The 9,746-nt window shown below is 63.8% G+C and carries 7 protein-coding genes and 1 pseudogene; 2 read left to right on the top strand and 6 right to left on the bottom strand.

The genetic code is table 11. The annotated features are described in order from the left end of the window. Window positions 1-270 (top strand): annotated as a pseudogene (locus ABZE94_RS17295) (IS4 family transposase); the annotation flags it as partial. A 43-nt stretch (window positions 271-313) separates the two neighbouring features. Here ABZE94_RS17295 and ABZE94_RS17290 read toward each other — a convergent pair. The 4 genes from ABZE94_RS17290 to ABZE94_RS17275 form a co-directional block, all read right to left on the bottom strand. Further along, window positions 314-1,042: an amidotransferase gene (locus ABZE94_RS17290; protein WP_372876828.1), complete on the bottom strand. Its 729-nt coding sequence runs from the start codon at window positions 1,040-1,042 to the stop codon at window positions 314-316. A 147-nt stretch (window positions 1,043-1,189) separates the two neighbouring features. After that, window positions 1,190-1,756, bottom strand: coding sequence for a hypothetical protein (locus ABZE94_RS17285; protein ID WP_372876826.1), 567 nt, complete (start codon window positions 1,754-1,756; stop codon window positions 1,190-1,192). Window positions 1,757-1,964: 208 nt separating this feature from the next. After that, the gene (locus tag ABZE94_RS17280; RefSeq protein WP_372876824.1) at window positions 1,965-4,109 is read right to left on the bottom strand and encodes a 3-hydroxyacyl-CoA dehydrogenase NAD-binding domain-containing protein; all 2,145 of its coding nucleotides are present in this window, start codon (window positions 4,107-4,109) and stop codon (window positions 1,965-1,967) included. A gap of 129 nt (window positions 4,110-4,238) precedes the next feature. After that, complete coding sequence (locus ABZE94_RS17275; protein ID WP_372876822.1) at window positions 4,239-5,444, bottom strand: acetyl-CoA C-acetyltransferase; 1,206 nt, start codon at window positions 5,442-5,444, stop codon at window positions 4,239-4,241. A gap of 1,103 nt (window positions 5,445-6,547) precedes the next feature. Between ABZE94_RS17275 and ABZE94_RS17270 the strand changes: the two genes are divergently transcribed. Then, on the top strand, window positions 6,548-7,699 hold the full coding sequence (locus tag ABZE94_RS17270) for a mechanosensitive ion channel family protein (protein WP_372876820.1): 1,152 nt from the start codon (window positions 6,548-6,550) through the stop codon (window positions 7,697-7,699). A gap of 279 nt (window positions 7,700-7,978) precedes the next feature. Here ABZE94_RS17270 and ABZE94_RS17265 read toward each other — a convergent pair whose 3' ends face one another. Then, window positions 7,979-8,320: a ribonuclease E inhibitor RraB gene (locus ABZE94_RS17265; protein WP_079202128.1), complete on the bottom strand. Its 342-nt coding sequence runs from the start codon at window positions 8,318-8,320 to the stop codon at window positions 7,979-7,981. A 477-nt stretch (window positions 8,321-8,797) separates the two neighbouring features. Next, window positions 8,798-9,730: a D-2-hydroxyacid dehydrogenase gene (locus ABZE94_RS17260; protein ID WP_372876830.1), complete on the bottom strand. Its 933-nt coding sequence runs from the start codon at window positions 9,728-9,730 to the stop codon at window positions 8,798-8,800. Window positions 9,731-9,746: the final 16 nt, after the last annotated feature.

Below are 9,746 nucleotides of genomic sequence, written 5' to 3'. Positions count from 1 at the left end.
GTGCGTCGAGAGGCCAGTCAGGCTGCGGTGGCCCACCAACGGGCCCCGAGCGAGATCAGCTTCAAGTTCGCCTGCCAGTTCATTGCCGCTCAATTGGTAGTCATAGCAGGCGCGCTGTCACCCGGAAATACGCCCCGACGGCTGGCGGATTTACGCGGCAGTATCGGCCTGCTATTCATAAAAAAACGCCCCAGGCCATCGACGCCCGGGACGGTGAAGATGTCCAAGACCCGCTACCCAGTTGACCGCAAAGCTGCTCCGCTTAAGTGAACAGCATTGCGGTACGTGAGCCGGGCTTTTTGTTCTGAGGCGCTTAAAGATCCAGGCCGGCGCGGCCGTGGGCGACGAAGCGCATCATCCACTCGGCCACCGTGTGGCCTTGGTGCTCGTGCTGCAGGCTGTCGATGCCCTGGCGATAGGCCTCCTGGCCAATGTGCTGCTGGCGAATCTCCAGCAGCTCCTTGGAATAGTCGTGGATGAACTCCGGATGGCCCTGGAAGCACAACACCTGATCGTCGATGCAGTAGGCGGCGATCGGGCAGAAGTCGCTGGAGGCCAGCAGCGTGGCATTTTCCGGCAGCTTGGTGACCTGATCCTGGTGGCTGATCAGCAGGGTCAGCTCTTCCAGCACCGGGGTCATCCAGGCCGGCTGGTGGGCCATGCGGTAGCGATGGGTACCCACGCCCCAGCCCTGTTCGGCGCGCTCGGCCTTGCCGCCGAGCAGCAGCGCCAGTAATTGGTGACCGAAGCAGATGCCGAGCAACTTGTCGCCGTGGGCATAGCGTTCGAGCAGATAGCTCTTGAGGGTTTCGATCCACGGATCGCTGCCGAACGAATCGGCCTTGCTACCGGTGACCAGATAGGCGTCGTAGTGTTCGCTCTCCGGCGGATAGCGGCCGTCCATCACGTTGTACACGGTGAACTCGGCGGCGATCGGTTGGCGAGCGAAGAGCTGCTCGAACATCCGGCCATAGCCATGATATTGGTCGACCAGTTCGGGGCGAAGTACGTCAGTTTCCAGAATGCAAATCTGCAGCGGCATGGGGCGGATACCTGAAACACGGAGTGATGACATTGACAGAACTCAAGCCTGCCTGTGGCGGCGCGGCATAGCAAGAGGGCATCGGCCAGATAGCAAAAACCCGGCAAAGGGTACCGGGCTTTTGCTCAACAGCTGTACGGCGAAAGACTACTCGACGCCCTCGGTTGCGCTGTCTTCGCCACTGCCATCATCGCTGACGCCCCCTTCGACACCATCGTCTGCGCCCTCTTCGGCACCCTCGGTGTCGCCATCATCCTTGCTGCTGGAGGCCAGGGCATTCTGCAACCCCAGCGCGGCCGCCAGGGCCGCCGGTGTGCTGGCGACCACCGACATCGCCTTGGCCAGGCCGGTCGTGTCCTTGGACTTGGCCGCCGCCGAAGTCGCCGCGCCATGGCCGGAGTTGCCATTGACGCCTTTGCCTTTGCCTTTGCCCTTGCCCTCGGCATGGCCGGCATGGCCGGCATGGCCGGCATGGCCGCCACCGATGCCGCCGCCCTGGCCATGGCCGCCCCCGGCACCGCCATGGCCACCGCCGTTTCCGCCGCCACCGCCGTTTCCACCACCTCCGCCACCGCCGCCGCCACCACCACCGCCACCGCCACCGCCACCCTTAGCGTAGGCCGAGTCGATCAACAGGTTCATCTGCGGTACGACCAGAGACGACAGCATCAGTGCGCAAAATGACAACCTCGCCAGCGTTTTTAACTTCAGCATGGATAACTCTCCAAGGCACAGCACAAGCCATGACCCAATCTCAGGCCGGGCACCTGTCAGGAGTCTAACCTCAACGCCGTGGACGCCTGTCACACTCCAAGCCAGCACAGCGGGCAAAACGTGAAGTGCCTGGCAATCCCGCCGCATTAACCGACGACCAGCTCGAATCCACGGCCGCGGCGGCGCGTCCAGCCGAACCAGCGCGCGCTCAGAAGCCCTCGTTCCTGGCCGCCCTCTGCAACAGCAGAGCAGGCGGCAGGAATCGCTCGCCGTACTGCTCGGCCAGGTACTGGGCACGGGCGACGAAATCGCGGATGCCGTACTGGTTGATGAACTGCAGCGCCCCGCCGGTCCAGGCGGCGAAGCCGATGCCGAAGATCGAGCCGATGTTGGCGTCTGCCACCGACTCGAGCACGCCCTCTTCCACGCAGCGCACGGTTTCGATGGCCTGGATGAACAGGAGGCGATCGCGCACATCCTGCGGCGATATCTGCGCGTCGGGCTTTTCGAAACGGGTCTTGAGCTGCGGCCACAGGTACTTCTTGCCGCCGGCCGGGTACTCGTAGAAGCCCACACCGGCCGCTTTGCCCGGACGCTTGTATTCATTAAGCATCAGCTCGATCACCGCGAAGGCGGGGTGCGGCGCGATGCTCTTGCCCTCTTCGGCCAGGTCCTTGAGGGTCTGCTGACGGATATGATTCATCAGGCTCAACGAGACTTCGTCGCTGATCGCCAACGGGCCGACCGGCATGCCGGCCTTGCGCGCTTCGTTCTCGATCAGCGCCGCCGACACGCCTTCGCCGAGCATGGCGATGCCTTCGTTGGTGAAGGTGCCGAACACTCGCGAGGTGAAGAAGCCGCGGCGGTCGTTGACCACGATAGGGGTCTTGTTGATCTGCATGACGTAGTCGAAGCCGCGCGCCAGGGACTCGTCGCTGGTGCGCTCGCCCCTGATGATCTCCACCAGCGGCATCTTGTCCACCGGGCTGAAGAAATGCAGGCCGATGAATTTGTCCTGTTTCTGCACCGCAGTGGCGAGGCCGGTGATCGGCAGAGTCGAGGTGTTGGAGGCGATCAGCGCCTCCGCCAGCGCGGCACGTTCGGCGGCGGCGGTGACATTGGCCTTGAGGTCGCGATCCTCGAATACCGCTTCGATGATCAGGTCGCAGCCTGCAAAGTCGGCGTCCTTGTCGGTGGCCGTGATCCGCGCCAGGATGCCGTCGCGCTTGTCGGCACTCATCTGGCCGCGGCCGACCTTTTTCTCCAGCAACTTGGCCGAATAGCTCTTGCCCTTCTCGGCCGCTTCCAGCGAGACGTCCTTGAGGACCACCTCGATACCGGCCACCGCCGAGACATAGGCAATGCCCGCGCCCATCATGCCGGCGCCGAGCACGCCGACCTTGCGCGTGACGTAGGGCGCAAAACCCTGGGGGCGCGAGCCACCGGCGTTGATCTGGTTGAGCTGGAACCAGAAGGTGCCGATCATGTTCTTCGCCACCTGGCCGGTGACCAGCTCGGTGAAGTAGCGTGCCTCGATGATCTGCGCGGTGTCGAAGTCGACCTGGGCGCCCTCGACCGCGGCGCACATGATCTTCTCCGGGGCGGGGAAGCAGCCCTTGGTCTTGTCGCGCAGGATGGAGGGGGCGATGGCGAGCATCTGCGCCACATTGGGGCTCGCCGGGGTGCCGCCGGGGATCTTGTAGCCGGGCATATCCCAGGGTTGCCCGGCATTCGGGTTGGCCAGGATCCAGGCCCGCGCCTTGGCCAGCAGGTCATCCTTGTCGCTGGCCAGTTCATGGATCAGGCCGGCCTTGAGCGCGGCATCCGGGCGCACCTTCTTGCCTTCGAGCAGGTACGGCAGGGCCTTTTCCAGCCCCAGCAGGCGCACCATGCGCACCACCCCGCCGCCACCGGGCAGCAGGCCGAGGGTCACTTCCGGCAGACCGAGTTGCACGCGGGAACTGTCCAGGGCGATACGCCGATGACAGGCCAAACAGATTTCCCAGCCACCGCCTAGCGCCGCACCGTTGATCGCCGCCACCACCGGCTTGCCCAGGGTCTCCAGGCGCCGCAGCTGGCCCTTGAGCGTCAGGATCATGTCGTAGAACGGCTTGGCATCGGCCTTGCCGACCTTGATCAGCTCATTGAGATCGCCACCGGCGAAGAAGGTCTGCTTCGCCGAGGTGACGATCACGCCGGCAATCGAATCCTTCTCGGCTTCCAGGCGCGCGACGACCTTGCCCATGGCCGCGCGGTATTCCGCGTTCATGGTGTTGGCACTCTGCCCGGGCATGTCGATGGTCAGCACGACGATAGCGTCCTGACCTTTTTCGTAACGGATGGCGTCAGTCATTAGTTAATTCCTTTCTTGCTGGCAGTTGCGCTCGACTGGAGTACAACGCCGAAACCGTAGGAGCGGGCCATGCCCGCGATCATCAGCGAAACCTTGGTTTCGCGGGCATGGCCCGCTCCTACGCTCCGATTAGATGCGTTCGATGATGGTCGCGATGCCCATACCGCCGCCCACGCAAAGCGTGGCCAGGCCGTAACGCAACTGGCGCTTCTCCAGTTCGTCGAGCAGGGTGCCGAGAATGGCGCAGCCGGTGGCGCCCAGTGGGTGGCCCATGGCGATGGAGCCGCCGTTGACGTTGACCCTGTCTTCGCTCACGCCCATGTCCTGCATGAACTTCATCACCACCGAGGCAAAGGCCTCGTTGACCTCGAACAGATCGATGTCCTCGACCTTGAGCCCGGCCTTGGCCAGCGCCTTGCGCGTGGCCGGTGCCGGACCTGTGAGCATGATGGTCGGATCGGTGCCGGTCACCGCAGTGGCGACGATGCGCGCGCGGGCTTGTAAACCCAGCGCCTTGCCCTTGGCGGCGGAGCCGATCAGCATCAGCGCCGAGCCGTCGACGATGCCGGAGCTGTTGCCCGGGGTGTGCACGTGGTTGATCTGCTCGACATGGCTGTAGACCCGTAGCGCGGTGCTGTCGAAGCCCATCTGGCCCATCATCTCGAAACTCGGCTTGAGCTTGCCGAGGCCCTCGAGGGTGCTGTCGGCGCGAATGAACTCATCGTGATCGAGCAGCACGATGCCGTTCTGATCGGTCACCGCTATCAATGACTTGGCGAACGAGCCGTCGGCGCTGGCGCGCGCGGCTTTGTGCTGAGAACGCAGGGCATAGGCGTCGACGTCCGCGCGGGAGAAGCCTTCCAGGGTGGCGATCAGGTCGGCACCGATACCCTGCGGAGTGAAATGGCTGTGCATATTGGTTTCCGGGTCCATGACCCAGGCGCCGCCGTCGGAGCCCATGGGCACGCGCGACATCGACTCGACGCCACCGACCACCACAAGATCCTCGAAGCCGGAACGCACCTTCATCGCGCCGAGGTTCACCGCCTCGAGGCCCGAGGCGCAGAAACGGTTGAGCTGCATGCCCGAAACACTGACATCCCAGTCGGCGACCATGGCGGCGGTCTTGGCGATGTCGGCACCCTGGTCACCCACCGGCGTCACGCAACCGAGCACGATATCGTCGACCTGACTGGTATCCAGGTTGTTGCGCACTTGCAGGGCGTTGAGCAGGCCGGCGACCAGATTGACCGGTTTGACGCTGTAGAGCGCGCCGTCTTTCTTGCCTTTGCCGCGGGGCGTGCGCACCGCATCGAAAATGAATGCTTCGGTCATGACGTTCTCAGACCTCTCTTGGAGGGTATGAATGACAGCGCATTGTTAGCTGGCTGCGCCTGTTCAGGTTGGCTGCACTACCTTACCCCCAGATGGGGCCGGCTCAATGACCGAAGTGCTCAGGCACATTGACCGAGCCGCTCAGACGAACGGTCGCCTACTGGCCTTATGCAGGGACAGGCCGGCCTAATGGCTCTGGCGCAAGGCTTGCTCAGACTCTTGGCGGTACCGGGCATAACTCAATGTTCCGAACTCGCAACTGCTAGAAACCAAGTTATCTAAGCGATCCCTGACATGCCCCTAGAGTTAGCATGACTACACGGAAATAGAGTTACAAAGGTAGGTGCCGCCGCCGGGTTTTGCCGGGGCGGTTTCTCAGTCCACGCCCAGGCGTGACGCTGCGGCCCGACAGGCTTTTAGAGCGGGTATTCGACGCCACACCAACAAAAACAAAAGGCAGATGGCCATGTTCAAACAGCCCAAAATCCGGCAAGCGGGTCTCATCGTATTCGCCACGACCTTGATCCTGATTCTGCCCAACCTGACCCGTCTGGTCGGTTAAGCCCCCTTCCCGCGCCAGGCTGACGTCTCGGGCGATCACCCTGGCGCTGGCAGTGCACCAGATGTTCATCGGTGCGGCACAACGCCGGCGGATTGTCGCGGCGCGCCGAACGGAATGCTGCCTCGGGCAGCCCTAGGCGCCTGCCGGCTGGTGTTCTGTGATGGGTATCGCTGCGCTCAACCCTACCCTCCTACAAAAGCCCGATCGCGCTGCGCCGACCAATCACCTCGAGCAATCCACGATCCGTAGACTGTCAGAATCGACGCCGCGATTGCCTGCCCGCGACCCGGTGCAGGCCTGGATAAGCGTTCCCAGCAGCCCGCTGGCGGATTGCCTGACCTTTGCGACCTCCCCCCGCTACACCTACCCTTAGACCCACACTCGACCGGTCCCCCATGATCCGAGCAGTGATGGCGTAAGCCCCGTTGCCTTCCGCCTGCGGGACCCGATGCAGCAAAGAGCCTGCGCCACGTTCGCAGCCTGCGCGCGATGGCTCGCCATCAGGGCGCTGGCGGCGCCCACAGCAGAGGAACAAGACCCAGTGGACGATTTGAACTTCTTACTCGAGCGAACCCTGTGGCTCAATGCCGGCGTGGTACTGATCGCCACCCTGACCCTCTATTTCATACTGCGCACCCTGGCCAGCAAGCTGAGCAGCCAGCTGGCCAACTGGGCCAAGGGCCGGCGCAGCCTGGCCACCACGCTGGCGGTGGAGACATTGCGCCAGACCAGCCGCTTCCTGCTGTTCGCCTTTGCCCTGCTGCTCGCCCTCAAGCTGGTTAGCCTGCCTGCGCAATGGGCAGCCTCCCTGGCCCACGGCTGGTTCATCGCGCTGCCCCTGCAGATCGCCCTGTGGCTCGACAGCGGGGTGCGCCTATGGACCCGCGACATGCTGGTCGGCGACGACGGCACGCTGCGCAACCCGGTGACCACCACCATCATCTCGATCCTGCTGCGCATCCTCGTCTGGTCGGTGATGCTGCTGTCGATCCTGGCCAATCTCGGCGTCAATATCACCGCCCTGGTGGCCAGCCTCGGGGTCGGCGGCATCGCAGTGGCGCTGGCGGTGCAAACGCTGCTCAGCGACATGTTCGCCTCGCTGTCGATCGGTATCGACAAGCCCTTCGAGATCGGCGACTTCGTGGTATTCGGCTCGGTCGCCGGCTCTATCGAACATATCGGCCTGAAGACCACACGCATTCGCAGCCTGAGCGGCGAGCAGATCGTCTGCTCCAATGCCGAACTGCTGCGCCAGACCCTGCATAACTACAAGCGCATGGAAGAGCGGCGCATCCTGTTCAGGTTCGGCATCACCTATGGCACGCCGCGGGACAAGGTGCTCGAGGTGACGGCCCTGGTCCGTCGGATAGTCGAGGGGATTGCCGATACCCGCTTCGACCGCGCGCACTTTCTCGCGTTCGACAACTACCAGCTTACGTTAGAAGTGGTCTATTTCGTGCTGAGTTCGGACTACAACAAGTACATGGACATTCAGCAGGACATCAACCTGGGCCTGCTGCAAGGCATGCGTGAGCTGGACGTGCAATTCGCCTTCCCGACCCAAAGCGTCGAATTCATCGGCGGGAAGTTCCCCCAGATCAACGTGGCCGGCCTGCCCGGGCAAAACGCCGCGGCCCCTGATGACACACCTCCGCAGGCCGCCGCCAGCGCCCAACCGCCGGCCCGGGGCTAACCCAGGCGAGCATCGGCACGGCCGCTGGTGAATACCCGCCTGCGCGGATCGATCCCGGCATTGGCACGCGGGGAGGAAACGAACACCAACCCCTGGGCCAGGTTCATGGCAACCCCGCAGGTCAGGCTTCACCTTGTAGAACCAAGACGCCCGCTGCAGTCGTAGAGGCTGCAGCGGGCGCGATTGAGATCCTCGGGGCTAGTAGGCAATAGCGGGAGAAGAGAGGCGCATCGGCCAGCCAGGAACCGGCCGATGCCCGTTACGGCACGCGCATGGCGATCAAGGTTGCAGGCCTTTGACCTCCTGCGTCACACCCCAACCGTCCAGTTTGCCGCCAAGCGGGGCCACGACAGACTCCAGGTCATGTTCGAAGTCGCCAATGCCGTGGTAGGTCGCATACATCACTTTGCTGACTTGCAGGTGCCAGGCACCGTCATCACGCTCGGTGACCAAGGCATGCAAGGACTCGCCACGGAAGTTTCTGGTCGCCATGCGTGCCCGCTCCTCATCCGGGAAAATGGCGTAGAACTCGATGGGATGGAAGCTGGTGAAGTCGAAACCACCTTCTTTCATCCGCCGCAAAACTCCGTTACTGACATCATCGTGCAAGGCTGTGCTCATGAAGTGATCTCCTCAGCGATGGAAGGACTAATTGCGTTCCCATTGCAACCGCCATAACTGCGACGGTGTTGCGACACCTGTAACCATGCCGCCCGAGATTCAAGCAAGGAGCTGCTTGACGTGTCATAAGCCAGACCTGAGGACAGGGCTGGTCGACGATGCGCCATTCAGAGCGAATGGCGCGAAGCTTTCGACTGCAGAGTAGCGCGAAGCAGGAAGAATTGCAGGAGCAAAAGACAACTTGTGACAAAAGCGGCTCCCGCCCCCCGGATCGCGCCCGCTATAAATTCATGCGCTGACCGAATATCGGGCAATCCGTAGCCCGGAAAAGCCCCAGTGCAATCCGGGATTGCACCCTGCCTGCCGACGCCGTGTCAGATTAGCCGGCGTCTCGAGGCTGGCTACGCAGGATAAGCATGCGCCGCGAAGCCGCCCTTTCCATGAACACTTTGCCGACACGTTCTGCATGGGCTGGATTCAATAGCCGCGGGCGAAATCCACGGCGCCGTGCAGTTGGCTGCCGGCCTGGTAACGACGCAGATTGTCGACGAACAACTGCACCATCAGCCGCGGCTCGGTGGGTGCGGCGCTGTGCCCGGTGAGCAACAGGCGCGGCGCATTCCAGAACGGATGGCCGGCGGGCAGCGGCTCCTGACGGCAGACGTCGATCACCGCGCCGGCCAACCGGCCCTGCTGCAGCGCCGCGACCAGGTCGGCATCGACCACCGCCACGCCACGCCCGGCGTTGATCAGCAGCGCCCCGGGCTTGAGCCGGGCGAACAGCGCGGCATCGTAGATGTCGCGGGTGGCCGGGGTGTCCGGCAACAGGTTGATCAGGTAATCGGCCTGGCTGGCCAGGCGCGGCAGCTGATCGAGCCCGGCGACTTCGGTAAAAGGCGCCAGCACGCGCGCGCGACTGGCCACGCCGTACAGTTCGATGCCGAATGTGGCGAGAAAGTGCGCCACGCTCAGGCCGATGTCGCCGCTGCCGACGATCAGCGCCTTACGCCCGGCCAGGCTCTGCGGCAGGCGGTTGTCCCAGCGCTGTTCGACCTGGGCGGCCAGGCGGGCGAACAGCTGGCGCTCGTGGGCCAGCAGGTGACAGAGCACGTACTCGGCCATCACCTGGCCGAAGATGCCGACCGCGCGGCTCAACTGGTAATCGCGCGGCAGATCGGCGGCCAGCAGCGGGGTGACGCCGGCCCAGGTCGATTGCAGCCACTGCGGCTTGTGCCCCTGAGCCAGCAGGGGCGCGAGCAGATCCGGCTGGCCGAGCCAGAGCGGGCAGCTAGCCGCCCAGTGCGCCAGCTCGAGCGGGTCGGCGCTGCCGTGCAGCTCGAGCTCGGGCGCCGCCTGGCGCAGCAGCTCGGCATAGCGGGCATGTTCGATTTCGCCGATCAGGACGCGCATGACACTCATATCGGAT

Origin of the sequence: Pseudomonas sp., from assembly GCF_041601375.1 — a bacterium.
Taxonomy (GTDB): domain Bacteria; phylum Pseudomonadota; class Gammaproteobacteria; order Pseudomonadales; family Pseudomonadaceae; genus Aquipseudomonas.
The sequence above is the reverse complement of the archived record's forward strand: the minus strand, read 5'-3'. Positions and strand labels throughout refer to the sequence as shown.

Excerpts from the sequence above, each read along its gene's own strand:
- ABZE94_RS17290 (WP_372876828.1), bottom strand. The coding sequence starts at position 1,042 with ATGCCGCTGCAGATTTGCATTCTGGAAACTGACGTACTTCGCCCCGAA.
- ABZE94_RS17285 (WP_372876826.1), bottom strand. The coding sequence starts at position 1,756 with ATGCTGAAGTTAAAAACGCTGGCGAGGTTGTCATTTTGCGCACTGATG.
- ABZE94_RS17280 (WP_372876824.1), bottom strand. The coding sequence starts at position 4,109 with ATGACTGACGCCATCCGTTACGAAAAAGGTCAGGACGCTATCGTCGTG.
- ABZE94_RS17275 (WP_372876822.1), bottom strand. The coding sequence starts at position 5,444 with ATGACCGAAGCATTCATTTTCGATGCGGTGCGCACGCCCCGCGGCAAA.
- ABZE94_RS17265 (WP_079202128.1), bottom strand. The coding sequence starts at position 8,320 with ATGAGCACAGCCTTGCACGATGATGTCAGTAACGGAGTTTTGCGGCGG.
- ABZE94_RS17260 (WP_372876830.1), bottom strand. The coding sequence starts at position 9,730 with ATGCGCGTCCTGATCGGCGAAATCGAACATGCCCGCTATGCCGAGCTG.